Origin of the sequence: Oceanobacillus damuensis (assembly GCF_001618145.1) — a bacterium.
GTDB lineage: Bacteria > Bacillota > Bacilli > Bacillales > Amphibacillaceae > Oceanobacillus > Oceanobacillus damuensis.
Genome location: NZ_KV392042.1, coordinates 120790 through 145158 on the forward strand (window position 1 = coordinate 120790; position 24369 = coordinate 145158).

26 protein-coding genes, 1 pseudogene and 1 riboswitch are annotated in these 24369 nt (G+C 38.6%); of the genes and pseudogenes, 20 read left to right on the forward strand and 7 right to left on the reverse strand.

What is annotated here, in order from left to right; genetic code table 11:
• Positions 1-106: 106 nt before the first annotated feature.
• The 3 genes from A4245_RS00555 (at position 107) to A4245_RS00560 (ending at position 1665) form a co-directional block, all read left to right on the forward strand.
• Complete coding sequence (locus A4245_RS00555) at positions 107-412, forward strand: biotin/lipoyl attachment domain-containing protein (protein WP_157087614.1); 306 nt, start codon at positions 107-109, stop codon at positions 410-412.
• A 40-nt stretch (positions 413-452) separates the two neighbouring features.
• Positions 453-626, forward strand: a complete 174-nt coding sequence (locus A4245_RS19500) for an aspartyl-phosphate phosphatase Spo0E family protein (protein WP_084268611.1) — start codon at positions 453-455, stop codon at positions 624-626.
• Positions 627-957: 331 nt separating this feature from the next.
• Positions 958-1665: a gamma-glutamyl-gamma-aminobutyrate hydrolase family protein gene (locus A4245_RS00560; RefSeq protein ID WP_067724630.1), complete on the forward strand. Its 708-nt coding sequence runs from the start codon at positions 958-960 to the stop codon at positions 1663-1665.
• Positions 1666-1808: 143 nt separating this feature from the next.
• Here the strand turns inward: A4245_RS00560 and A4245_RS19930 are convergent, their stop codons facing one another.
• Positions 1809-1982 carry a hypothetical protein gene (locus tag A4245_RS19930; RefSeq protein ID WP_157087615.1) on the reverse strand — a complete coding sequence of 58 codons (174 nt, stop codon included), beginning with the start codon at positions 1980-1982 and terminating at the stop codon, positions 1809-1811.
• A gap of 220 nt (positions 1983-2202) precedes the next feature.
• Here A4245_RS19930 and A4245_RS00565 point away from each other — a divergent pair, with 220 nt between their 5' ends.
• Positions 2203-3870: a ribonuclease J gene (locus A4245_RS00565; protein ID WP_067724632.1), complete on the forward strand. Its 1668-nt coding sequence runs from the start codon at positions 2203-2205 to the stop codon at positions 3868-3870.
• A 677-nt stretch (positions 3871-4547) separates the two neighbouring features.
• Here A4245_RS00565 and A4245_RS00570 read toward each other — a convergent pair.
• Positions 4548-5327, reverse strand: a complete 780-nt coding sequence (locus tag A4245_RS00570) for an acetoin reductase (protein ID WP_067724634.1) — start codon at positions 5325-5327, stop codon at positions 4548-4550.
• A gap of 242 nt (positions 5328-5569) precedes the next feature.
• Here A4245_RS00570 and A4245_RS00575 point away from each other — a divergent pair, with 242 nt between their 5' ends.
• Positions 5570-5815 (forward strand): hypothetical protein, encoded by a 246-nt coding sequence (locus tag A4245_RS00575; protein ID WP_067724636.1) that lies wholly within the window; start codon positions 5570-5572, stop codon positions 5813-5815.
• An 86-nt stretch (positions 5816-5901) separates the two neighbouring features.
• Positions 5902-6192: a retropepsin-like aspartic protease gene (locus tag A4245_RS00580; RefSeq protein WP_234402317.1), complete on the forward strand. Its 291-nt coding sequence runs from the start codon at positions 5902-5904 to the stop codon at positions 6190-6192.
• Positions 6193-6626: 434 nt separating this feature from the next.
• On the opposite strand, the pseudogene A4245_RS21010 reads toward A4245_RS00580, so the two are convergent.
• Positions 6627-6729 (reverse strand): annotated as a pseudogene (locus tag A4245_RS21010) (DUF1569 domain-containing protein); the annotation flags it as partial.
• 265 nt (positions 6730-6994) lie between these two features.
• Here A4245_RS21010 and A4245_RS00585 point away from each other — a divergent pair.
• The gene (locus A4245_RS00585; protein ID WP_067724640.1) at positions 6995-7270 is read left to right on the forward strand and encodes an acylphosphatase; all 276 of its coding nucleotides are present in this window, start codon (positions 6995-6997) and stop codon (positions 7268-7270) included.
• A 62-nt stretch (positions 7271-7332) separates the two neighbouring features.
• On the opposite strand, the gene A4245_RS00590 is transcribed toward A4245_RS00585, so the two are convergent.
• Genes A4245_RS00590 through A4245_RS00600 form a run of 3 tightly spaced genes read right to left on the reverse strand, consistent with a single transcriptional unit; the run spans position 7333 to position 9963 of the window.
• Positions 7333-8127, reverse strand: coding sequence for an ABC transporter permease (locus tag A4245_RS00590; RefSeq protein ID WP_067724642.1), 795 nt, complete (start codon positions 8125-8127; stop codon positions 7333-7335).
• A gap of 6 nt (positions 8128-8133) precedes the next feature.
• Positions 8134-8901, reverse strand: a complete 768-nt coding sequence (locus A4245_RS00595) for an ABC transporter ATP-binding protein (RefSeq protein ID WP_067724644.1) — start codon at positions 8899-8901, stop codon at positions 8134-8136.
• Between the two features lie 9 nt (positions 8902-8910).
• Positions 8911-9963 (reverse strand): ABC transporter substrate-binding protein, encoded by a 1053-nt coding sequence (locus tag A4245_RS00600; protein ID WP_067724646.1) that lies wholly within the window; start codon positions 9961-9963, stop codon positions 8911-8913.
• Positions 9964-10451: 488 nt separating this feature from the next.
• Between A4245_RS00600 and A4245_RS00605 the strand changes: the two genes are divergently transcribed.
• The 3 genes from A4245_RS00605 to A4245_RS00615 are packed head-to-tail and all read left to right on the forward strand — an operon-like array spanning position 10452 to position 13011.
• A complete protein-coding gene (locus A4245_RS00605) occupies positions 10452-11714 on the forward strand; it encodes a M20/M25/M40 family metallo-hydrolase (protein WP_067724648.1) in 1263 nt (420 codons plus the stop codon).
• A 23-nt stretch (positions 11715-11737) separates the two neighbouring features.
• A complete protein-coding gene (locus tag A4245_RS00610; RefSeq protein ID WP_067724650.1) occupies positions 11738-12526 on the forward strand; it encodes a DUF3100 domain-containing protein in 789 nt (262 codons plus the stop codon).
• Positions 12526-13011 carry a hypothetical protein gene (locus A4245_RS00615; protein ID WP_067724652.1) on the forward strand — a complete coding sequence of 162 codons (486 nt, stop codon included), beginning with the start codon at positions 12526-12528 and terminating at the stop codon, positions 13009-13011. The genes A4245_RS00610 and A4245_RS00615 overlap by 1 nt, the downstream gene beginning before the upstream one ends.
• Positions 13012-13278: 267 nt before the next feature.
• Here the strand turns inward: A4245_RS00615 and A4245_RS00620 are convergent, their stop codons facing one another.
• Positions 13279-15051, reverse strand: coding sequence for a putative bifunctional diguanylate cyclase/phosphodiesterase (locus tag A4245_RS00620; protein WP_067724654.1), 1773 nt, complete (start codon positions 15049-15051; stop codon positions 13279-13281).
• 405 nt (positions 15052-15456) lie between these two features.
• A riboswitch (cyclic di-GMP riboswitch) is annotated at positions 15457-15541 on the forward strand.
• A 164-nt stretch (positions 15542-15705) separates the two neighbouring features.
• Between A4245_RS00620 and A4245_RS00625 the strand changes: the two genes are divergently transcribed.
• The 10 genes from A4245_RS00625 to A4245_RS00670 all read left to right on the forward strand — a co-directional run bounded on the left by A4245_RS00625 (position 15706) and on the right by A4245_RS00670 (position 23654).
• Positions 15706-15879 carry a 6-carboxytetrahydropterin synthase gene (locus tag A4245_RS00625; RefSeq protein WP_234402324.1) on the forward strand — a complete coding sequence of 58 codons (174 nt, stop codon included), beginning with the start codon at positions 15706-15708 and terminating at the stop codon, positions 15877-15879.
• A 23-nt stretch (positions 15880-15902) separates the two neighbouring features.
• Complete coding sequence (locus A4245_RS20270) at positions 15903-16211, forward strand: hypothetical protein (protein ID WP_067724658.1); 309 nt, start codon at positions 15903-15905, stop codon at positions 16209-16211.
• A gap of 17 nt (positions 16212-16228) precedes the next feature.
• Positions 16229-17152: an ATP-binding protein gene (locus A4245_RS00635; RefSeq protein WP_067724660.1), complete on the forward strand. Its 924-nt coding sequence runs from the start codon at positions 16229-16231 to the stop codon at positions 17150-17152.
• Positions 17153-17166: 14 nt separating this feature from the next.
• Complete coding sequence (locus A4245_RS00640; protein ID WP_067724662.1) at positions 17167-17451, forward strand: hypothetical protein; 285 nt, start codon at positions 17167-17169, stop codon at positions 17449-17451.
• A complete protein-coding gene (locus tag A4245_RS00645; protein WP_067724664.1) occupies positions 17444-19030 on the forward strand; it encodes a methyl-accepting chemotaxis protein in 1587 nt (528 codons plus the stop codon). The genes A4245_RS00640 and A4245_RS00645 overlap by 8 nt, the downstream gene beginning before the upstream one ends.
• 4 nt (positions 19031-19034) lie before the next feature.
• A complete protein-coding gene (locus A4245_RS00650; protein WP_067724666.1) occupies positions 19035-19361 on the forward strand; it encodes an STAS domain-containing protein in 327 nt (108 codons plus the stop codon).
• A 1-nt stretch (position 19362) separates the two neighbouring features.
• A complete protein-coding gene (locus A4245_RS00655; protein ID WP_067724668.1) occupies positions 19363-20196 on the forward strand; it encodes a PP2C family protein-serine/threonine phosphatase in 834 nt (277 codons plus the stop codon).
• A gap of 20 nt (positions 20197-20216) precedes the next feature.
• Positions 20217-22283: a FapA family protein gene (locus tag A4245_RS00660; protein WP_067724670.1), complete on the forward strand. Its 2067-nt coding sequence runs from the start codon at positions 20217-20219 to the stop codon at positions 22281-22283.
• A gap of 22 nt (positions 22284-22305) precedes the next feature.
• Entirely contained in the window at positions 22306-22626 is a 321-nt protein-coding gene (locus tag A4245_RS00665; RefSeq protein WP_067724674.1) for an STAS domain-containing protein, read from the forward strand.
• Between the two features lie 398 nt (positions 22627-23024).
• Positions 23025-23654, forward strand: a complete 630-nt coding sequence (locus tag A4245_RS00670) for a YczE/YyaS/YitT family protein (RefSeq protein ID WP_067724676.1) — start codon at positions 23025-23027, stop codon at positions 23652-23654.
• Positions 23655-24369: the final 715 nt, after the last annotated feature.

The window sequence follows — 24369 nt, forward strand, 5'->3', positions numbered from 1 at the left end:
CCTTTAAACTGGAGGACATTATGCAAAAAAAGACTGAAGAATTAGAAAATTCAGCTTCTATGCGAACTGCTGCATACATGGTAGGAGTCCGCAAAGTGGCAGAAGCATGTCTCTATCGTGGATGGGTCTAAAAATACAATCTAGAAGTGAAAGAAAGTTGTTTCAAAAAATTCATGAAGTTAAACCGTACTGTACTGGTAAAGTAATGAATGTATATGTTACTCCCTCAACATATGTGTATGAATGGGAACCTTTATTCTCCGTAATGAATGGTGATGGTAAAATAACGGAAGTTTACTTAGGGGTAAGTGGAATTATAAAAGATATTAAAGTAACAGTAGGTGAACATGTATTCCATAATACCATACTAGCGAACATAGAAGATGATATGAAACTTTCTGGAAGTGATTAATTACAATTTTTAAAATTAGACTTTTATTTTGGAGGATAATATGACTGTTAAAGAACTATACATTAAGGTAGAGGAAAAGAGAAAAAAGATGTATGAAATAGCAGCTGCCAAGGGGCTTACAAACATTGAAACAATTAACTGTAGTGTAGAGTTAGATGTCTTACTTAATCAATTAATCCTCCAAACAAAACAGGAATTGTATATCTGTTCTTGACTGAATTAACATAGAACTGTACTTAAGTTGGTAGATATATCTTTGTTGATATGAAAGTGCTGCATTTAAATTATTTTTAAGAGTTGGTCAGGCCGCTAATAACCTGCATATATCGCAACGAGGGTTAAGTAAACAAATTATGCTCCTTTAAGAAGAACTAGGGAATAATCTCTTTGAGCGTTCTACAAAACAGTTTACTAGAGGAGGGGGAAGGGGAATCTTTATATAAAAATATTCTCCCTTCTTTTAACAATATTGGAAGAGTGGTTGATGATGTGAAAGAAACGGGTGCCATTCCGAAAAAGAAAATACGGCATTGGAGGAGAATTTTGTGAAGAAAATAATTGGAATTACGACAGATATTAAAAACGAAAAATTATTAACTACAGGTTTGGATAACATTAAATCAATCGTTAAGTCAGGTGCAGTACCAGTCGTTTTACCGAACCTGGACGACGAAGATTCTATCAATCAACTAGCTGAATTAATTGATGGATTACTTGTTACAGGTGGCGGCGATATTGACCCGACCCTTTTTGGAGAAGAACCACATCCTAATTTAGGTGAAATTTGTCCAGACAGAGATCGTTTTGAAATGTTGCTAATTACTAAATTACTCGAATTGGATAAACCGATTTTAGCAATTTGTAGGGGATGCCAAATTTTAAATCTAGCAACGGGTGGTGATATGCATCAAGATATCTATGCTCAATCTCAAAGACCACTTTTACAACACTATCAAAAGGCACCACGAACACATACCTCCCATTACATTGACGTAACTGAGAACTCTTTTTATCAAAAAATTGTCCAAGCAACTCGTTTTAAAGTAAATAGCTATCATCACCAGGCTGTTCGAAAAATTGGAGATGGTTTTGAGGTATGTGCAAAATCAAGTGATGGTATAATTGAAGCTTTTGAAAGTAAAAAGCATCGATTTGTCATTGGTATTCAGTGGCATCCTGAGAATCTGTTCCAAAATGAGGATATTTTTTCCTTGATATTATTTAAATATTTCGTTTATTCAATTGACAATTAACTTGTATGTAATGTACTTAGAGTTAAATGAGGGGGAAATTGATTGGGTAAGCGATTATTCACTTCATACTCAATTTGTTTCAAAACCTTTTTCGACTGATGGATACGTTGCTAGTACCACCCCTAAATTCCCCACAACCTCTTTTACGCTTTCACGTTCTCACCTTTCGAAAAGTAATCTTTACTGTTAATAAATAACCTAGGATTATAGGCATCATTTATTGTCGTTAGTTCAAATACAAACCAAGCCTCCGAACCATTTTCTAAGCAGATTACCTCATTAGTGATAGATAGAGGGTGGATACGTTTTTTTCGCATACTTACATCTCTTACTCATTCATTGACTGTACAACCTTAAAACCTCACGTTTATTAATCTAAAAAATACCCATAAATCCACTGAAAGAGCAGTGGTCATTATTACAGGGATGGCTCTCCCCAGTAAAGCTGGTACTATTTGGACGATGTTCAGTACCCATGCAATTAAAAACAAAAATCAAGGGTATACTAAACCATATTTGCTACCAGGAGGTATTTATATGCGAACAAAGGATAATGTCTTATCTGTCTTTGCCCTTGGCGGTTTACATGAGATTGGGAAGAATATGTACGCGATTGAATATGGAAATGATATTGTAATTATCGATTGTGGAAATAAGTTTCCTGACGAAAGCTTATTGGGAATTGATCTCATCATTCCTGATATTTCTTACCTTATCGAAAATAAGGATAGAGTACGTGCCTTGATCGTTACACATGGACATGAGGATCATATTGGCGGAGTGCCTTTCTTTTTGAAAGAAGTAAATGTGCCAGTGTATGCGACGAGCTTCACACTCGGGTTACTTGAAATCAAATTAAAAGAACATCGTTTTTTGCGAGAAAGTGAGCTTATTGAAATCAACTCCGATTCGGAAACCCAAATTGGGGAAATGAATATTAGCTTTTTCAAAGTGGCCCATAGCATTCCGGATTGTTTAGGGATTGTATTCGACACTCCAGATGGAACGATCGTACATACTGGAGACTTCAAGTTTGATTTGACTCCTGCAACTGATGAAAGACCAGATATCCACAAAATGGCTGACATCGGCAACAAAGGAGTATTGCTTCTTTTATCGGAAAGTACCAATGCAGAACGACCTGGTTACACTCCATCAGAAAAAATGGTAGGTAAAAATTTGGAACAGACCTTTATAAAGGCAAAGCGGAAAGTGATTGTATCTACTTTTGCTTCAAATGTCAGCCGTATCCAACAGGTTGTCCATGCTGCACAGAAAACCGAGCGAAAACTGGCATTACTTGGCCGGTCAATGGTAAATGTAGCGAAAGTTGCGATGGAGCGTGGCTACTTAACAGTTCCTGAAGGCATGTTAATTGAACCACGGGATATTAATAAATTGCCTCCAGAGATGGTGGCAATTTTATGTACCGGGAGTCAAGGAGAGACGATGGCGGCCCTTAGCCGTCTGTCCACGGGTAACTTTCGCGATGTAGAAATTTTACCGGAAGATACGGTTATCCTTGCAGCCGGTCCAATCCCCGGGAATGAAAAGAATGTAACCAGTATTGTCGACAACTTGTATAAGCTCGGAGCACATGTCATTTATGGTTCAGGAAGCAGTTCCGGTATGCATGTTTCGGGTCATGGTTACCAAGAGGATTTACGCCTCATGCTTACCTTAATGAAGCCGAAATACTTTATACCTATTCACGGGGAATATCGAATGCTGCATCATCATCGGATGCTCGCAGAATCTGTAGGCGTAGAAGAGGGCAATACGTTTATCTTAAAAAATGGTGATATTGTGGATATTGAAAATTCGATTGCCCGCAGTACGAGAACAATCCCGAGTGGGAACACGTATGTTGATGGAGTGGATGTAGGGGATATGGAATTTGTGTTACGGGATCGCAAACAAATTTCTGAAGATGGAATGCTCATGATTATCATTCCAATGAATAAACAGGAGGAAAAAGTCCTCGCAGATCCCGAATTTATTTCTCGCGGATTTGTCGATCAGAATTTCTCTGAACTACGAAAGGGAATGGATCGAATTACGATAGAAACAATTAACGAGCTTCATCAAGCGAATCGATTTTCCAGGAATGTCATGAAAAAACAGATCAAAAGGGCCATCGCGCAATATGTCAAAGAACATACGAGGAAGGAGCCGATGATTGTTCCTATATTGTTGGAAATTTGAATTCGGTGCAGTAAAATTCTGTAATGAAAGGCCAGCACTTTAGTTAATTCAAAGTGTTGGTCTTTTTTAGGGTCCGCTAGTAGTAAGGAGTGGCAAACTGACACTATCTTTTTATATAGCCCTGACAGTGTTTAGTAACATGGGTAGTTTGGGCATGTGGGGCAATAGCCGTATGATGATATACTATACAAAATATGTGGAAAAGGATGAAGTAGGACTAACAGGTTCTGTTTTTAGGTGTAAAACACTAATTAAACAATTAAATAAGATGTTTAGAATTAGTGAATTAATTTGAAAGGATTTAGATGAAATCTTTTTGAATATAAGAGAGAATCCTTCATTCAAATATTGATTTCTTCTGCAACAAACTGATGCGCAATTGGAATAAGATTTGGGAGTAAATTTTATATGAAATAAGGATGGGTTCTAGAAAATGATTCATTCAATAGGACCGAGGGGACAGTTTGTAGTCCCGATTAGTTTTTAGGTTAACTACGGGACGATAACCTGTCCCCATGGACCTAAGGTAAATTTAATAATCAGTTGTTGGGAGAGTGAGGAAGTGTTAATAACAATGAAAACGAACCTTTTAATCTTAATAGACCCCAACCAGAGGAATGCTCAAATTGGGGTCTATTAAGTATATAGTAATTTTACCTTTTAAAAAAAATCATTGATTATCTGTAGACCATACCACCATCAGTTAAGATTGCCTGCCCAGTAATGTAATTTGCATCCTCAGAAGCTAAAAATGAAACTAAGTTAGCAACATCTTCTGGCTCTTGTGTACGACCTAATGAAATCGAAGAAGCGAATTGTTCTAATGCTTCACCTTTTTTAGTACCTAATACATCCATAAATTTCTCATCTAAACGATCCCACATACCTGTTGCTGCAATCCCAGGACAATATGCATTAACGGTAATCTTATCTTTTGCTAACTCTTTAGAAGCAACTTGTGTTAAACCGCGAACCGCAAATTTAGAGGCACTATACGTCGCTAAGAAGTCAAAGCCTTCGTGACCTGCAATACTTGCGGCGTTGATGATTGTGCCGCCGTGACCTTGATCTTTTAATTGCTTTGCAGCAGCTTGAATACCAAATAATACACCTTTAACATTTACATCTAATACAAAATCAACGTTTTTAGGAGCGATCTTTTCAATTTGTTCAACTTCACCTTCAACACCCGCGTTGTTGATATATACATCTAATTTACCGAACTTTTCCACAGCATGTTTTACCAGGGATTCATGGTCTTCTTGCTTCGTTACATCTGCTACTACAGCACTTACTTCATAATCTTTAGCTTTAAATTCTTCTAACGTTTCATTTAAAACTTCTTCATTAATATCGCTTAATACAACTTTGTATCCTTGTCCGCCTAATTTTTCTGCAATACCTTTACCTAAACCCTGTGCTGAGCCGGTAATTACTACAACCCTATCGAATGCCATGTTCATTCCCTCCAAGTAAAATTTTATTCCCATTTTATATTACCCTTTAGTTTGAAATATTAATCCCAATTGGGTGTAAGGATTATTGATTTATACGAGAAATGTCGCGACTATGGCAAAAGCACCGGGGGGCTAGGTTCCTTGTCCCATGGACCTATTAATGGGAAATAGTATTATTCAGCTTGTAGTATATGACTATTTTATACTATCCATATATAATTATAGAAAAGGGAGGGATTTAAATGAAATGGCAAGAAGCAAGAGATTTATTCCCTAATCAATTTCTTTTAGTTTCTATACTGGATTACCATTATGAAGGTGACAAGAAAGTTGTTGACGAAGTTGCGCCAATCCGTCCAATTAAAGATGAAGATGCAAATGAAGCGTTTTTTAATGCGGAAGAAGGTACAATAGTTTATCACACAGCCAATAAGGATTTTATCATCCATATTCGTAGAGACCCTTTGATGAAAGTGAGAAAAATCTAATGAACCTCCTTTATGATGGACAGCTTATTACTACTTCTTTCATCGTAACTTATCGAGGTAAGTCTCTTAAAATAGGCGGCGTTATAGTGGATACAGGATCATCCCATACCGTTATTTCACCAGACATATTAGAAAGTATTGGGGTTAACTATGAGAACGTCGATACGATTTATGAAGCCTATGGAATCGGAGGAAGTGTTCCTTTCTATACAAAAGTAATGGATAGTTTAAAAATCGATGCATTTATAATAGAGAGTTTTGAAGTGGATGTAGGAATGTTACCAAAAGAACACCCTGCACTAATTGGATTAGATGTTTTAAAATCATATAATTTCATCATTGATTTTGGGAAGTTAAAATTGTACCCAGGAACTTAAAAAAAGAGGATTTAGATTGAAAAATGTCTAATTCTCTTTTTATTTTATTAAGAGAGATTGCCTGTTTAACTATGGTGCTTTAACACAATAAGGTAATCGTCGATTTGAAAGCCTATCTTGTTCTAACTGGCAGTGGCAGAATAGTTGGGTAAGTAGCTAATCAATAGGGGGGATACCAATGGGGATTGTTTATACTATGTTAGTTATTTTATCATCGGCAGGTTTCTTATATTTTATGGGGAAGCCAGACAAGAATTCTGAAAATCAAGAGGATAACGACAAAGACTAATCGCTTTTTCTAAAGAGTATTTTCACCCTTCAACTAATTGGGTGCGATAGCACAATAAGAGCAGTCGCCTTTTATTGTGCTATTTGGCAGATTAGTTTTAGATTGAAAATGTGTTTATAGTAATATTACATATTAGAAAAATTGGTTATACTCCAAACTGTTTCAAATGATGGTCAAGGTGCTTGAAGATGCCTTTCCCCTTGTTCGGAAGTCAGAGTCCCGAAAAAAGGATGTGGATGATTTGTACAATCTAGGAACCTGTCCCCATGGACCTAAAGGCTAGCACTTAAATCAAAGTGCTGGTCTTTTTATGCAAGTAAGAAAGCATAAACTTCCTTACTTGCATAAGTGTTACTAAGGTACCCGCCCAAAATCTTGGCGTATGCCAGGTTTTCTAACTGAAAGGGTCGCGAGTATGTTGTTAATCTATGGTGTTGCATTATTCTGCTAAGAAGAATAGGAAAATTTATTCTAGAATTCCTTTGTGATAATATAGGGGCAGAGGTGATCTGCATGGAATACGTAAGAGTTAACGTAAGTGGTCATGTACAAGGCGTTGGCTTTCGCTATTTTACGCAACATACAGCAGTCGAATATAACATTACCGGTTGGGTGAAAAACGAGGATGACGGCAGCGTACTTATGGAGGCTTTTGGCGACGAAGAAAATCTATCGCTATTTTTGGATGTGATTAAAAAAGGGCCATCGCGTTTTGCTGAAGTCCAGGGGATGGATGTAACAACCTTAGCAGGAGATCCGCAGTTTAAATCGTTTGATATTAAATATTAGGCTTGAAAATCAAAAAGGATTAGCTGATGTTTCTATAACATCAGCTAATCCTTTTTGTTTTGTTATTCTTTCCAAGGTATCAGCTTGTTCTCCAACCACCTTAGGCCCCTATTAAAGATTAAACCAAGGAGGGACAGGATAAGTACTCCGACCATCAGCTTCGACGTAATCATTAAATTTCCATAGTGCAGCACCATGGAACCAATACCTTCTTGAGCAGCAATCATTTCAGCTGACACAAGTAAAAGTAATGATGTCCCTGCGGCAAGCTTTAAACCAGCAAATATCATTGGCAGGGAGCCAGGTAGAATTACCTTACGAATCACATTAATCCGATTCGATCCAAAGGTTACCGCAGCCTTTATAAGCATCGGATCAACGCTTTTTACTCCGGAAAAGGTATTAATAACGACTGGGAAGAAAACCCCCAATGCAATAATGGTTACCTTTGATAATTCCCCAATTCCTAACCAGAGGATAAATAAAGGTAGTAAAGCGATTTTCGGGATCGGGTAAATAGAGTAAACGATCGGTGTTCCGATTGCATCTGCCACTTTGAAAAATCCTAGAATCAATCCGATTAATATACCGAAAGTAGCTCCGATAGCATAGCCAAGAACAATTCGATAGAGACTCGCAGTCAGGTTCCCATATATCTCTCCACTTACAAACATTTCCCACCCCGTGATAATAATGTTAGACGGGGCAGGCAGGAATAATGGGGAAACGATTCCAATCCGAGATATGATTTCCCATAAAATCAGGATACCGGCTATACCTAAAAAGGAAGTGTAGAATGGAACTTTTTTATCAAGAAAGGCAACGCGATTCGTAATGACTTGTTTTTGTTTTTCCATTTCTGATCACTCCTTTAGTGCTTCTTCAGCATCATGCCGAATCAGCTGCCAAATCTCATCTGCATACTTGCTTGATTGTAGGCGGTACTTTTCATCATTTCTGCCTGTTTTCGGTAAATCAATGTTAATAATCTGTTTGATTTGACCTGGGTGTCTTGATAATACAATGACACGATCGGCTAAATAAACCGCTTCTTCAATGTTATGCGTCACATAAAGCGTGCTTAATTTTGTGCGATTCCAAATGGTAAGCAGCTCCTCTTGCATGAGAGTCCGGGTCTGGGCATCCAAAGCGGAGAAAGGCTCGTCCATCAATAATAAATCCGGTTCTACTGCCAGCGCTCTAGCAATGCCAGCCCGCTGCTTCATACCACCCGATAGTTGTTTCGGATACGCATTCTTAAAATCACTCAGCCCAACCATATCAATATAGTGATTACCAATTTCCTGTTGTTCTTTCTTGGAGGCACCTTTTTCCTGCAAACCATAGACGACATTTTCAAAAACCGTGCGCCATGGGAAGAGAGCAATTTCTTGAAAAACAATCCCTAAATTCGGGTTTTCTTCGATTTCCTCAAAATAAACACTGCCGCTCGTTGGGGACATTAGCCCTCCTACAATGTTCAGTAAGGTTGATTTGCCGCATCCACTAGGACCAACAAGGACAACAAATTCCTCTTCTTGAATGGTGAAATTTATATTTTTTAATGCCGTTACTTCCTTCTTTTTCGAATCAATAAATATTTTTCCGACATCCTCGATGACGATGCTCATAGCTGTTCACTACTCCAATTCTTTTAGTGCTTGGTCGAGAAGATCTGTATTCACAATTTCCCCTGCATCAATCGGTGCTTCGATGAGTTCTTCCTTTGCGTACCAATCGATTTGGGTTTGGATATCCGAAGCAAGCAGCTGACCATCGCGATCCATGTATGGTAGACCACGTTCGATAATAGCTGGTTCTTGGTCAGTGTACTCCGCAATAATCCCGATAACCTCATCATAGTTTTCCCCTGGTACAATCTCACCATTTTCCTTTGTGAGGACAGCATCATAATAGTATTGTGTTGCTTTCGCATATGCTTTTAAGAATTTAGTCGCTGTGTCTGTATCTTCAGCAAAGGATTTAGAGAAAAATATCCCGGAGGTTTGATAGTCGATCACATCGCCTACTTGTTTAATTACCTTGCCATACCCTTCATCCATTACCCTCGTAATATTCGGTTCGTTTAATAAAACAGCATCGACTTGCTTGCTTTGCAAGGTTTCCATTAGACCAGGGATACTGTTTACAGGTACAAGCTCGACATCAGCCGAGGTTAGCCCATGTTCCTCCAATAATCTGCCAGCCATATAATGAAAGGTTGAACCGGTTTGGGTAATCCCAATCTTCTTATCCTTTAAATCTTCAACACTTTCGATGTCTGAGTCACTATGTACTAGTAATGCGGAGGAGGAATAGCCTTGCTGTTCTCTACCTTTATCCGCAACAATAACGAGTTCTTCTCCACCCGCAACCATATTGTACAGACTTGCTGTAATCCCAGTTGCACCAACATTCACATCCCCACCAGCTGTTGCTACGGCGATAGGCTGTGCAGCTTCAAACCAACTGACCTCTGCATCAATACCTTCCTCTTCAAAAAAGCCTTTTTCAATAGCAATAAATAGCGGCGCAGAGCTCGTCAATTTCAGCATGCCAATCTCAACGGATGCTTGTTCTGCATCTGAGTCTCCTGTGCCTGATGAATCATTTGATGACTCCTGTCCACAAGCTACTAACATAAATGCTAAAAATAGTACTGAAATAAGTGCAAAAATAACTCTTTTTCTCATCTTGCATTCCCCCTATAGTTTGCAAGTAAGAAAGTATAAACTTTCTTACTTGCATAAGTGCAACTAAGGCATTCGCCGAAAAGGCATGGCGCATGCCAAGTTTTCTAATGAAATATGTTAAAAAAGAAATTAAAAAAGCACAGGCTTTTGCTTACTACCTGATTTGCCAGTTTAATTAGATTTTTATAAGAATATCACAAATTAAAAAAGGATTCCATATAATTGTTGGAAAAATAGAAATTTTGCTGGTTTTATTGGATTATTTTGGGGATGTATTACTTCATCAAGAAAACTAGACTACTTAGCTAGAAAAAAGAGCAATCTAGAATAATAGCTATTTCTTTGCAAATATTAAAATCCGTACATTAATCTATTTGCATAATATAAGGTACGGTATTGACGAACAATATATCAATGTGATAGTATTTATACTGTTCTAAAACCGAAACACCAAATCTTTCATGCAACCTAGAAGGAGGAACATCCTTTTGACATTCAAACAACAATACGAAGAGATCAGACAAATTGCGGAGGAAATTTATTATCATCCGGAATTGGGATATAAAGAAACGAAAACAAAACAGACTGTCATCAACTATCTGAAAAAAGTAAACGCAAACCTGGAGATAGAAGATTTCAGCTTAACTGGCTTCAGGACTACCCTTGGAGGAAATGACAAAAAGGATTTGCATCTCGCGTTTATTGCCGAGCTTGATGCTGTATATGCACCAAGTCATATGCATGCAGATAAAGAAACAGGTGCGGCACATAACTGTGGGCATTACACGCAAGTCGCTATTGCTCTTGCCTTGTATACGCACTTACTAAAAACGGAAGCATACAAGGACTTTGACTATAAATTAAGCTTTATCTTCGTTCCGGCAGAGGAATATCTGGATTTGGATTACCGTGAAAGCCTGATAAAGGAAAATACAATCACACATTATGGCGGAAAGCCGGAAGCGATGAAGCTTGGTGTGTTTGACGATATCGATGCTGCCCTTTGTGTACATGCGATCGGTGGAGAGTTTGAGGAAAGAACAATTAATACCAATAGTGATTTAGCTGGTTTTATGTATAAGAAGTACAAGTTTAAGGGGAAAGCTACACATGCTGGTTTCGATCCATTTTCTTCTAAGAATGCATACAACATGTCCACATTATTCAATGTTGCAGTAGGACTGGCAAGACAGCAAATGAAAGATTCCGAAATGGTACGGGTCAATCCGATTGTCATGAATTCAGATATGTCTACGAATGTGATACCTAATCATATTACGGTTGGAACAGATTTGCGCACGAAGACAGTCAACTATTTGAAGGAAACAGCAACCAAACTGGATGATGCTGCGAAAGGAAGTGCTCTGGCATTGCAGGGGGAGGTCGATATTTCAACTCAGATGGGATACCTGCCATTTCTCCAGGACCGCTATCTTTCCGAGTTTGTACAAAAAACATTTGAAAATACCGATGAAATTGCCGTGCTTGATGATGGGGATGCGATTAGTGCAGCTGGCGATATCGGAGACCTTTCCTTTATGATGCCATGCATACAAATAGGATACAGTGGTTTTACCGGTACAATTCATGGAGATGATTTTATCGATGTCGATCCAGAGTTTATTTACGAGATTTTCCCTAGGTTTCTGTCCGAGGTTTTGAAGGAAATGAACGGAAAAATTGATCGGTCGAAATTATATAAGAGAACATATAAGGAATATACAGATTTGATTGCTGACATTGTCAGCTAGATGACAACTTAGGGGGACATACGATGAAAGGGAATTTGCTTTATTTAATTGCATTTGCATTAATTGTGATATTTGTGGCTGAAATGATTGGTTTTCAAATGCTTCCGATTGGAGGATTTACGATTGGTCTGTTGCCACTTGTATTTGCCATCATCATTACGATGGTTCTTGGATTGAAGATCTTTCGCAAAGGGTTTTGGAAAAAGGTATATAGCGAGGGGAATATCAATTTCTCCAGTAAGTATCTGATTTTCATTATGCTTCCTCTAATGGCAAGATACGGAGCGGATGTGGCACCGCATATCCGTGAAATCCTGTCCATCGGCTGGGTGTTCATCATTCAGGAGCTAGGTAATCTCGGAACCGTTTTAATCGGGCTTCCAATTGCGATCATGCTGGGGCTTCGCCGTGAGGCAATTGGTGCAACCCTTGGTATTGGCCGAGAAGGGGAGCTTGCTTATATTTCTGAAAAATATACCCTGGAATCCAAAGAGGGTAGAGGGGTTCTATCCATCTATATTATCGGCACATTGTTCGGTGCCATCTTCTTCAGTGTGTTTGCACCAATATTGATGGATTTAGGAATTCAAGTAGAGGCACTTGCAATGGCATCAGGCGTTGGGTCTGGAAGTATGATGAGTGCAGCTTCAGCGACACTTGTAGCAACTGTTCCCGATATGGAAAGTACGATTTTGGCATATGCTTCTGCCAGCCAGCTGCTGACGAGTTTCCTTGGTACATTCACCATGGTGTTCCTTGCAGCACCACTGCAGCAATTTATGTACAAATTGATGGTTAGGGGTGAAGAGTAATGGCAACTGGAATGAATAAATACGTCAAATATGGTCTTGTTCTGCTATTAAGCATTGGATTGATTTTATTTACGCAGGAAATTAAATTACTGAAAAACCCGGAATCCACACCGGTCACTGCCATGACATTATACGGACTTGTGACTTTATGGGCTTTCTCGATGATTGGGATATTCGTTTCCGATTTGATGCAGCATGTTCGGGTCAAATTCATACGTGATTTTCCGATCCTTGGCTGGGTCTCGCTTACGTCACTTGTATTCTGTCTGGCTTCTGACTTTTTCGTTCAAGCTGTTTCAGCGGTAGACTTTCTATCGATCACAACTCCAATTCTGACATTTGCAGGAATATCTGTAGCAAATCGTTTGGTAGATTTGAGAAAAACATCCTGGAAAATTGCAATTGTTGCTATCTTCGTTTTCACAGGTACGTATGTCGGAAGTGCGTTGCTGGCTCAGTTGGGATTGTTCTTAGCAGGGAATTAATAGACTACAGAAACTAGTACTTGGCTAATGTAAACATGCTCTTACCATTATGAAAATAAAGCCTCCTGAATTACTGATTTATGGTAGTTCAGGGGGCTTTTTTTACCAATTGGGAAAGCATGCATAAGTGCAACTTAAGGTGTCAAGGCTTTTTGCCAACCAAGCTTTTTAATTGAGGTTTTTTTATTGCAATCCTCTAAAACTCATCTAATGGGAGGCACCATAGCTTATATTTAATTGGAAAAATATAAAGCCAGAAGCTCTTTCTTAGCGATAGAATGTGTGATACCATTTTTCAAAATCATCAATTGGCAAAGGTTTGCTATAGAAATAGCCTTGTCCATAAACACCGAGCTTCATCAGGAATTCCATTTCCTCTGCTGTTTCGATACCCTCGATAACGACTTTTGCCTCTATTTTCTTCCCGATTAATACAATGGTCTCCAATAAGGCACGTACTCTTTTGTTATCCAAGGCGTCATTGAGGAAGGATTTATCAATCTTTAGCTCATCGATGTCGATATTTTTAATCATGCTTAAGGAAGAATATCCGACACCAAAATCATCTAAGGATATGCCTACGCCAAGTTTACGCAGCTCCATGAGGTTGTTTTTTGCATCTTCATAAAATAGAAGGGCTGATTCTGTAATTTCAAGAGTCAGTGAGCGGGGATCCGTATCCTCCTCAACGAGTATGGCTTTAATACGTTCCACAATATTTTGGTGCATGAGCTGTTTGGTTGATATGTTTACTGAAATCGGGAAGCCTGCAAGTCCATGATCCTTAAAACGCTTGTAGTGGCGGCACGCCTCTCGGATTACCCATTCACCTATTTGGATGATGGATCCAGTATCTTCGGCAATGGCTATAAATTCATCAGGCGGGATTTTCCCCATGTCACACTCCCAGCGTAATAATGCTTCTGCCCCTGCTAAGCAGCCGGTAGAAAGGTCGATTTGCGGCTGATAATAAACCTCCAGCTCTCCTTGTGAAATAGCCTTATGCAGTCTTGTTTCCAAAAGCACCTTTCGCTTCATTTGCCGATTTAGCTCCTCATTGTAAAACTGATATGTGTTTTTCCCACTTTTTTTGGCTAGGTACATTGCAAAATCAGCCATTTCAATTAATGATTCTGCATTATCCGCACTTTGAGGAAATAAACTTATTCCAATACTTGGAGTGGATAGAATTTCCGTTCCGTCCACCGTATAGGGGTGATTCATTTCTTGAATGATATATTTGGCAGTTTCTTCAATTTCACTTACATTATCCGAATGGACCAGCACCAGAAATTCATCTCCACTTTGTCGTGAAACAATATCTTTTTTTCTGATGCAGGCCCGTAATCTTTTGGCGATTTGTATTAATAAATGATCTCCCGCCCGATGGCCTAAAGTATCATTGACCCGTTTAAAGTTATCAAAGTCAATGAACATCACGGCAACAGGCGATTTTCTTTTTATCGTTGCAAGCAGGTGATCCTGAAACCAATTTCTGTTGGGAAGTCCTGTTAAGGCATCTTGAAAAGCCAGCTCGTTTATTTTTTCCTCGGCCTTCTTTTGGCTGGTAATATCAAAAATAACTCCTTTGACTTTGATCATTTCCCCTTTTTTATTGAAAATTGGTGTTCCACGGTCCTCCACCCAGCGAATACTGCCATCCAAACGGATGATCCGGTATACTACTGTTGTCTTTTTGGCAGCCTTCTGTTCTTCCATCGCATCCAGCAATATGGACACATCATCCGGATGAATGGAGTCAAAGAAAATATTTGGGTTACGTTCAAAATCCTTTCTTGAAACTCCATATATTTGGGCGTTTCCCTCTGAAACGGTTACTTTCCCCGTTCTTACATCTCTTGTCCAAAACGTAAAATCATTATTATTTAAGCTGCCCAGTATGTTTTCTTCTTTTGACTTAAGCTTGCCTGCTATGTATCCGGTAATAAAGGCTGCAACAAAAACGATTGGTTTATTAGTTGATGTTACTGCATCCTGGCTATTGGATGGCTTACCCTGCCTCCTGCTGTGATCTTTCATGATTTTCAACTCCAATATATTTTCCTGATCGATTGATAGACTCTTTTATATCTATTATCGGATAAAATCACTGTACCTTTAAGACTGCAGTTTCCAATTATTTTTTATTCCTATAAAATGTACTGGTTAAAAAAATCACTCTAAACTTTTATAAAAAATTAACCGATATATTAAATAAGTTATATGTCAGTTCTAAATTTAAAAATCAGACTGAATAATTATTTGTTACTTTATAATGTTATCGATTAAAATGGCTGTTCAGTTGTATCTTACAATTTCCTGCTATATTACCACGATGGTTTTTGACAAGGGAAATTCGATTCAATAGTAGGGTCCTATTAACTAGTAGAGCAGGGTTGTGACAAAATAGGAAAGAATAGCCATTGCTTATATAATTATTTATACCTATGATAATAGCAAACTTATTGAAAAGTAAGGACGCAAAGCTACGGGTCTAAGGTCTTGTGACTATGATCGCCGGGTTGCCAAAAGGGTTGGATACGACATCGCTGTTCATTGTATCTATTAAAGATATGCACTGAACAATCTAAGTCCACCATTCTTTTTGGAGGGGCTTTTTTATTTTGGGAAAATGGGGGATGAAAATGTAGGCAGATGTGTTAGAGCATGGTTAATCAGAGCACATATGTATGGATGCAAGCAATAGGTGAAAATTTTGACCATAAACATTTAAATTTGGATACAGAAGAGTTCGAAGGTCTAAACCTGACTTCAGAATCAGTTGTAAAGGTAGTTTACGACATGTTGACCCCTATCTTCCTAATCTACATAGAAATGGTTTGTGGAAACAGAAAAAGATTATTTTGAACCTTGGCTAAGGGGGAATAAGAATGAATTTAGCATATTCAAAAGATAAGGTTGTAGCCATTATTGGTGCCAGCAGTGGAATCGGAAAGGCCACTGCAGATTTACTGAGGGGACATGGAATAAAATCGGTCCTGGGGTCAGGAAGTATTAGCGAGGCAGAACTGGAAAACGAGCAGAAGGCTATATCTATTTTTCAGCTCGATGCAAAACCACATACGGCAAGCATGATTCCTATGGGTTCGATTACAGAATATATTGCCTATCTATTATGGCCGCCTAAAAACTCCGTAGTAGATGAAATTACGATCCAGCCCCCGGGCGGTATTCTATAGAGGGGATGTGGCATAAAGTGAAGCATTTCTTTACAAAAATACTTCGTGAGCCACCTAAGCAGAGTGAAGAAAAGGAAATTATCCAAGCTCCCAAGCTTGCACATTTAACTTCTTATCAACATGTGAAGAATAGGGCTTTAATTGGTTGGATAGTATCCCAATTCGCGACTGCCATTGGTTTGAGTGAAACAGAAAGAGAAACATTGTTTTTTTTAGCCATTACTTCTGAGACGCTGGATGACATTCAGGAAGAGAAGATTCGTGAGCTAATGTTGCTGGCGAGTTCTGCTGTGGATTGGATACAAGCCCATGTAGTGATAGAAGAAGAAATGAATTTAACTTCTGCTGCAGCTTCTTCCTTATCAAACGAAACAATATCCCGAATTTTAAATGAAATTCAAACGGAAGTTCATAAGGAAAGTGTAACATCCAGTGAAAGCGAAAAAGTATGGAAAGTATATCGGGATGTAATATATGCATCTACACAAGGAAAATTCCTCCTTATCGATAAAAGCGACACGGTGCGTTATAAAAAAGGAAAGCTTTTATGTGAAGTGGAAATTCATGAACGAAAAGATATACCGATCGCCCGAAACTTAGCTAAAGAAACCTTTGAAAAAGTTGGATTTAAATCATCCAAGACAATGAGTTACAACCTGATTATTTCAGAGGCGATAACCAACATATTGAAGCATGCGATAAGCGGTAAAATGATGATCTATAACGTTGAAGATGCTTTTCATGTTGTGGTTGAGGATAGTGGGTCCGGTTTTCCTTTGAACATCTTACCGAAAACGACACTAATGTCTGGATTTTCAACGAAGGAATCTCTGGGACAAGGGTTTACTTTAATGATGAAATTGGCTAAACAGGTAGTTTTAGAAACCACGTCTTCAGGATCAACGTTGATTTTAGTTCTGGATAGAGAAAAGCGAGATTAAAGAGGGTGAAAAGGATGACAGCTATCCAAAAAACGCTAATTTTTGACGGATTAAGGGATCAATCGGTGTCCAATGGATTACATCGGTCCGATATAGAAGCGGTACAGGAAGCATCGATCAGTATTAATAGGCGGGTGGATTCGTTTGCTGAAGCTGCTGAAATAAATCATCAGGGTGTAAATCGAAGTGAACAGAAGGGTCTTGTCGGTCAGGCGGATGATTTATATCCATACATCGGCCTTTATTACAATTTAATTCACTGGATTTTTGAGAAAGTAATGGTCCGAAAAAATGAATAACAAAAAAACCTTACAGCGACAATTTGTATTTACTATGTTTATTACATTAATCAGTATCACTATCTTATCTGGGGCCTTACAGTTTATTTTCATTCAAAACCATGTGGAGGAAAATGTTGAACGTGAGACAAATATGATTGCCAAAAGTGTAGAACAAGGTATTGCGGAAACGGATATTGCCTCACGTGCAATTGAACAACAAATTGATTATAAGCTAGAAATGGTAACCAATCTGATTAGCGATCAATTGCCAGCAAGCACCGAAAGCATCACGAATGAGCAGTTGACTAATTTAAGTACAGACATGGATATAGCAGGTATTGACATCTTTGCGTACGATGAAAACGACGTGATCTCAGTAGTAAAGTCAACTGAACCAGAGGAGCTGGGCTTTACTCTGAAAGGGGTATCTGAGGAAGGATATGCAGCGTTTGAAAATATTTTAGGTGGAAACGTTACAGAATTCACCGGGCCGGCAAGCTACATCAATGACAATACGATTGTATTGTATACGGCACAGGCAGGTTCGCGTGAAGAATTGCAGTTTTTTAAATATGCCTATCATTACGAACCGGGCAGAGATTATTTAATCAGTACATTTATCGAGGCGAATGAAGTTAATCAATTCACAGAGGAAGTTGGTCCAGAAACCTGGATTCAAAAAGTGCTGGACGAGAATAAAAACGCATTAGAAATTGCGGTATTGGATCCACGTGTATTTGCAGATCCAAGTTTGGCTGAAGCGATGTATCCGCCGCAAGAAAAACTCGTGTATGGAGACTATAGGCTGAAAACCGATGAACAGGTGCTTATCAACATGGTGGAGAGCCCCGAATTGGTAACTACAATAGATGAACACAAGAATGAAAAAGTTTATAAGATGTTCACCCCATTTGATGATGGACGAGTTATATACGTGGCGATGGATTATGAGAAAATTAGTGCACCATTTAAAAATTATTCATTCATCCTAATTGCATTTGGCTTCATTTCATTAGTCATTTTATTTTTAACGACCACTAGATTCTTTAACAAAATTTACACTCACATCACGAAAATTATTGCTCAGATTAAATCCTATGAAAAAGGAGACTTTACTGAACGCAGCAAGATAAAAGGCAGTGGGGAACTTGGCAGATTATCTCAAAGTACGAACAAGATGGGAGAAACAATGCAAGGTGTCCTAGGGGAAATGCACAAGCAGGCTGTTAAAACAGAGCACCATGCTTATCTATTGGAGGCTGAAGCAAACAACTCTGTCGAAAAAATCTACTCCATCTCAATGGAAGCGACAACCGATGCAAGGGAATCTGCTGAAGAACTAGCTTATCTTATCACTCAGATTGAGAAGATTCTGGAAGAGAATAAGATAGCGGATCACTTGGTCTATGAAAACTTCTCCAGAATTCAAAGTCTTATGGAAAACCAAGCAACTTCAACAACTGAAATGACGATTACATTATCAGATTTATTAAAGTCTTTACATGGCCAATCTGCCTCTTTATCAGAAATAGCCAAGAAATTACTTAATAACCTAGAGCAGTTCAAACTAAACGATAATAGTGACATGGGGGAATGATCGGATGGAAGATATGATAAATATTGAAACAAAGAAAGAAGGAAATACTTGCACCATATTTGTTAGTGGAGTCGTAGATTATTCAACGATGGATCCTTTTATCAAAGAAATTCGGGCGGTGGAAAGGGGAACGGCAGAGGTGATCGTTAACTTCAAAGGCTTAGAGTTTATTGATTCAACAGGTATTGGAGCAATTATTAACCTTGCTCATGAGGCAAACGATAAACAATTTGCTGTTAAGCTTGAAGGAATGAGTGAAGAAACCAACGAACTGTTTGACATGATAGGTGTTTTTCAAATCATGCAAACCTTACAAAGTGAGGGACAATAATATGAAAGAGCATGAGGAAAAATATTATGAAGCTAGCAATGGAGAACTAAATAAATCGTTAGTCAGAGAAATCAAGCTTGCCCGGAATATCCAAATGAAACTTCTAAACGGGGAGCAGCCAGAAATAGAAAATGGCAGTGTCTCGGGTGTGTCTATACCAGCCCGTCTGATAGGAGGGGATTACTATGATTTTTATCCCCTTACAAATGGTAAGCTGCGTATTGTGATCGGGGATGTGATGGGTAAAGGAATTCCGGCAGCCATGCTGATGATTCTAACGAGAGGCGCGTTTCGGAGTGCTGCCGAAAGTACACAGGGACCTGGTGAAACCGTCACTGCGATGAATAACGCAATGTATGATGACCTCCGTAAGCTTGGATCGTTTGTGACGCTATTTTGCGCTGACTGGGATCCAGAGGAGAGAAAATTGACATTTGCTAATGCGGGGCATAACAGCCCACTGATTGTTAATGCCAATAAAGATATTCGTGAATTTCCAAAAGTGAAGGGTGTTATGCTTGGAGGCTTACCTAACCAGGAATATCCCGAAGAAACGATTACCATGACGGAAGGGGATATTGCCTTTTTCTATACGGATGGAATCGTGGAGGCACAAAACTGCAACGGGGAGATGTATCGAATCGAACGGTTGATGGATGTGCTTGCAGACAGCTCCAGCTGTGAGGTAACTGAAGTCGAGGATATAGTTGTCAATTCAATTGAAGCCTTTGTGAATGGCGTTCCGCAAAGAGACGATATAACAATGGTTTTGCTGAAAATTGAAGCGGATAATACCAGTATTGCCAGCTACAATTCTCCAATTATGAATTCATAGGAGATAGGAGGTCAGCCTAAATGCAAAGTATTGTTTCAAAGGGAAAAAACTTGCAGGAAGCTATTCAAATTGGACTAAATATATTGGATGTCAGACAAGACCAAGTAAATATTGAGATTATCCAAAACGAGACCAAAGGGTTATTTGGGATCGGCGGAAAAAAGGCAGTAGTGAAATTAAACCTGTTGAAGGATAGGATTCATGTGAATTCTACTGACCAGAAGAATCCAGAAAATCCAAATGATACAATTGAAAACCTGATCGAAACCTTAACTGTTGACAATAATGCTGAACAATCACGTTTACAAGCAAAAAAGGAAAAAACTGATAAGGTTGACATGAAGGGCAAGGTTTGGATTTCAAATGGGATGATTCATGTGAAGGATTCCCCTTTGAAGTATCCAATGGTGACCATTAATAAGGGTGTCACGTTAATTAAAAATAATGAAGCGGTCAAAGAGAAAAGTACAGTCGTGACTGAGAAAGACATTCTGGCAATTAAACTCGACGAAGATATCGAGGAGACCAAATGGAAAATAACCACGGATGCCCACAAGATAAAAGCAATCTTAGAAGTGGAACCAGGTTATAAGATATCCAGGGAAATCCAGGATGTTGCACCCTCAGATCACCTTGAACTGACCGCTGAAGAGGTAAAAGAAGTCAGCAATACGCTTGATAACAGTGAAGTTTTGGCCCAATTGGAGTCTCTCCGAATAACTTATGGGATCAATGAGAACGAAATAGCAAAAGCAACCAATTGTTCGGAAAGCGGCAAATTTGAGGTTGCAACAGGAAAGCTTGCAGAACCGGGAATAAACGGTTCTATCGATCTTAAGGTTGACACAGAAATTAAAAACGTTCTGACTGAAGACGAAAACGGAAAAATTAATTTCCGGGAAAGTACAATAATTCCAACTGTTGAGCAGGGTGAAGTTTTAGGTATTATATATCCACCAGTTCCAGGGAAGTCAGGAATCACTGTAACAAACGAGGTTCTTCCATCAAAACCTGCTTATTCAATGAAGGTGAAGATTGGAAAAGGCACTCTGTTGGTAGAAAATAAGATTATAGCTACAGAACCTGGTAGGCCTTCCATCGAAGTAAGAGGACAATTAGTGAAGGCGTCCATTATGCCTAAATTGGTCCATCAGGGTAATGTAAATATCTCCTCCGGTAATATTCGTTTTTATGGCGATATCGAGATTTTGGGCGAAGTCGAAGAAAATATGATTGTTGAATCGGGCAGTGATCTGATTATATATAAGTCTGTCAACGATTCGACTGTAACAGCATCCAATTCAATTATTGGCCGTGGTAATATATCTAGTTCGGTTTTAACCGCAGGAAAAAATAATATGACGATAGTGGAATTAGGGCAAATTTTAGAAGTGATGAGCTCTCAATTGGAAAATATGATATTGGTGATTAACCAGCTAAGCCGAGCGCCAGCCTTCAAATCGAGCGACTTCGCAAGAGGAGGTTTGCAGCCGCTGATCAGAATTCTATTAGAGAAAAAATTCAGCAATTTCTTAGGCCTTTCAAAAAACTATGTAAATATAGCTAGTAAAAATAAAGAATTTTTAGATGAGGATTGGATAACGGTTTCTACTATTATCAATAAAACCTTTTTAATGGTGAATCACCCTGTCACATCTGTTGATCAACTTAAAGATCTATTGAACCAAACAATCGAATTGTGGGAAATAAGCAAGACTCCTATTGAACCAGGGTCCTATCTCACTGTCTCCAGTGCTTTAAATAGCAGCCTGTACAGTAGCGGAGATATTGTGATTGTTGGTCAGGGTAGTGTGAATTCACGGATACATGCCGGTGGTCAGGTTAAGATCAACGGGACTACTCGTGGCGGAGAAGTATTTGGAAAGCAGGGCGTCCACATAAATGAGGTAGGTTCCAATGGTGAGACAAAAACAATAATCGAAGTTCCCGCTGATAAAAGTATTCAGATTGATAAGGCATATGCAGGAACTGTCCTTAAAATCGGAAATGTGAAAGTCACATTAGAGACAGCAAGAAATAATATTAATGCTCGATTGAATGAAGATCAGCAAATTATATTCGGATAAATTAAACAGGAGGCATTTTCGTATGTTTACATTCAAGACGATCGGAAATAAAGACAGATTAGAAGTCATATTAGATGGTGACCTGGATATTGATGGCACAGAGGTTGTGGACAACGATCTGCTTCCACTGCTGCTGAAGTCAAATCGGGTTGTTATAAATTTCAAAGATGTTCCATTTGTGGATTCATCTGGAATGGGATTATTCATGAAAATAGTTCAGACATTAAAAGAGATAGAAATTAACGTTGCTGTTACAAATATAAAGCCAGATGTATATGAAGTGTTTGAGTTATTGCAAATCCCGGATATTGTAGGCAAGGATGTATTTGAAGGATCTATGTAAACGAAGGAAAAAGCCACTCGTAAATGAGTGGCTTTAATAGTTATATAGGAAAGCATGAAACTTATTATTGTTAATATTGCCTTCACAGTAATGTAACATGTCCAAACACTTAACCGAGTTACAGGAGCAATTTTACATACTGCTGGCAAAAGAATGGGTGAAGAAGCAGCGTAAAGGCCAATGAAGGTTTTCGATTTCCCAAGTTGACTATTTAATTCTTTAGATTATAATTGTTGTATGGTCAAATACTAACCGTGTTGCTTTTAGTTATCTGTGCATTGCACTTGTCATGGATTCCTTTCCTTCCTAGAAGTTTCGGTTCAGGGTATTAATGAAAAGAGGCAGGTTCTTGCCTGTTTTTTTTAATGCCTTCAGATAGAAGAGGGGGTTGTTGAAAAATGAATTATATCTTTCGATGGTCTTTTTTTGTTTTAGGGGTTATTATATTCAGTTATGGTATTGCATTGACGATAACTATGCAACACTTGGGAATTCATCCATGGGACGTATTGAACGTTGCATTTTCTAATCAAGTCGGTCTTACTGTAGGATCTTGGAATATCATTATTTCCGGTATCTTAATTATTTTATCCTTGATTCTTGACAAAAGCTATATTCGATTAGGTACTTTTGCGAATGCGCTTCTTGTAGGCTTATTCGTAGATTTGTATTTATGGCTGGGGATTCTTCCATCAGCCACCAGCTCTATATATGATATATTCTTTATGATACTTGGAATTATCATTATGGGATTTGGCGGCGGGATGTATAATGCTGCAGGAGTAGGTTCAGGGCCGAGAGATGGATTTATGCTGGGCATTGCAAATAAGACAGGGGTCTCGGTTGGGAAGGTCAGAATTATTACGGAAAGTGTTGTGCTCGTTATCGGCCTTCTAATAGGTGGTCCGGTATTTGCATTTACCTTCATCTTTACGTTTATCCAAAGTCCAATCTTCCAATACACGTATATCCGACTCGGGAAATTCGTGCTCAAGAAGGATTATAAGCGTACCGAATTGTCTCATTGACTTACCTGACGATTTGATAAATCAATAGATAACCGCTTATAAAAATAGACAGTATTACTGTCTATTTTTTGTTGTTCTTCATTCTTTACAGTTTCTGTGAAGATATATGTGCTTCTGCTGTCGTTCGGGATTGCTCTGTGCGTAAGCTTTCCACGACACGAACCAAAGTCACGTCTGAAACTATTATCATGCTGGATTGATAGAAGTTGACGGTCATTCGATTTATGAAAATCAATTGGCAGGGGAAAGAGGAGGGAAATGACGTTCATCGAGCTGGATGAAGATCAATTGGCTGGAGAATCAGTGTGGAAATGAAGTTCATCAGGTTTATGAAGATCATTTGGCCGGAGAGTCTGTGTTGAACTGAAGTTCATCAGGTTTATGAAGATCAATTGGCGGGAGAATCAGTGTGGAAAAGATGTTCATCAGGTTTATGAAGATCAATTGGCTGGAGAGTCTGTGTTGAAATGAAGTTCATCAGGTTTATGAAGATCAATTGGCTGGAGAATCAGTGTGAAAATGAAGTTCATCAGGTTTATGAAGATCATTTGGCCGGAGAATCAGTGTGGAAAAGATGTTCATTGGGTTTATGAAGATCAATTGGCTGGAGAATCAATGTGGAAATGAAGTTCATCAGGTTTATGAAGATCAATTGGCCGGAGAGTCTGTGTGGAAATGAAGTTCATCAGGTTTATGAAGATCAATTGGCTGGAGA

What these genes read in the sequence shown, in the direction of transcription:
- A4245_RS00625 (WP_234402324.1), top strand. Translation starts at nt 15,706, where the DNA reads ATGCAAGCAATAGGTGAAAATTTTGACCATAAACATTTAAATTTGGAT.
- A4245_RS00620 (WP_067724654.1), bottom strand. Translation starts at nt 15,051, where the DNA reads ATGAAAGATCACAGCAGGAGGCAGGGTAAGCCATCCAATAGCCAGGAT.
- A4245_RS00665 (WP_067724674.1), top strand. Translation starts at nt 22,306, where the DNA reads ATGTTTACATTCAAGACGATCGGAAATAAAGACAGATTAGAAGTCATA.
- A4245_RS00650 (WP_067724666.1), top strand. Translation starts at nt 19,035, where the DNA reads ATGGAAGATATGATAAATATTGAAACAAAGAAAGAAGGAAATACTTGC.
- A4245_RS00570 (WP_067724634.1), bottom strand. Translation starts at nt 5,327, where the DNA reads ATGGCATTCGATAGGGTTGTAGTAATTACCGGCTCAGCACAGGGTTTA.
- A4245_RS00575 (WP_067724636.1), top strand. Translation starts at nt 5,570, where the DNA reads ATGAAATGGCAAGAAGCAAGAGATTTATTCCCTAATCAATTTCTTTTA.
- A4245_RS00595 (WP_067724644.1), bottom strand. Translation starts at nt 8,901, where the DNA reads ATGAGCATCGTCATCGAGGATGTCGGAAAAATATTTATTGATTCGAAA.
- A4245_RS00600 (WP_067724646.1), bottom strand. Translation starts at nt 9,963, where the DNA reads ATGAGAAAAAGAGTTATTTTTGCACTTATTTCAGTACTATTTTTAGCA.
- A4245_RS20270 (WP_067724658.1), top strand. Translation starts at nt 15,903, where the DNA reads ATGAATTTAGCATATTCAAAAGATAAGGTTGTAGCCATTATTGGTGCC.
- A4245_RS00640 (WP_067724662.1), top strand. Translation starts at nt 17,167, where the DNA reads ATGACAGCTATCCAAAAAACGCTAATTTTTGACGGATTAAGGGATCAA.
- A4245_RS00655 (WP_067724668.1), top strand. Translation starts at nt 19,363, where the DNA reads ATGAAAGAGCATGAGGAAAAATATTATGAAGCTAGCAATGGAGAACTA.
- A4245_RS00610 (WP_067724650.1), top strand. Translation starts at nt 11,738, where the DNA reads ATGAAAGGGAATTTGCTTTATTTAATTGCATTTGCATTAATTGTGATA.
- A4245_RS00670 (WP_067724676.1), top strand. Translation starts at nt 23,025, where the DNA reads ATGAATTATATCTTTCGATGGTCTTTTTTTGTTTTAGGGGTTATTATA.
- A4245_RS00555 (WP_157087614.1), top strand. Translation starts at nt 107, where the DNA reads ATGTCTCTATCGTGGATGGGTCTAAAAATACAATCTAGAAGTGAAAGA.
- A4245_RS00585 (WP_067724640.1), top strand. Translation starts at nt 6,995, where the DNA reads ATGGAATACGTAAGAGTTAACGTAAGTGGTCATGTACAAGGCGTTGGC.
- A4245_RS19500 (WP_084268611.1), top strand. Translation starts at nt 453, where the DNA reads ATGACTGTTAAAGAACTATACATTAAGGTAGAGGAAAAGAGAAAAAAG.
- A4245_RS00645 (WP_067724664.1), top strand. Translation starts at nt 17,444, where the DNA reads ATGAATAACAAAAAAACCTTACAGCGACAATTTGTATTTACTATGTTT.
- A4245_RS00590 (WP_067724642.1), bottom strand. Translation starts at nt 8,127, where the DNA reads ATGGAAAAACAAAAACAAGTCATTACGAATCGCGTTGCCTTTCTTGAT.
- A4245_RS19930 (WP_157087615.1), bottom strand. Translation starts at nt 1,982, where the DNA reads ATGCGAAAAAAACGTATCCACCCTCTATCTATCACTAATGAGGTAATC.
- A4245_RS00660 (WP_067724670.1), top strand. Translation starts at nt 20,217, where the DNA reads ATGCAAAGTATTGTTTCAAAGGGAAAAAACTTGCAGGAAGCTATTCAA.
- A4245_RS00565 (WP_067724632.1), top strand. Translation starts at nt 2,203, where the DNA reads ATGCGAACAAAGGATAATGTCTTATCTGTCTTTGCCCTTGGCGGTTTA.
- A4245_RS00615 (WP_067724652.1), top strand. Translation starts at nt 12,526, where the DNA reads ATGGCAACTGGAATGAATAAATACGTCAAATATGGTCTTGTTCTGCTA.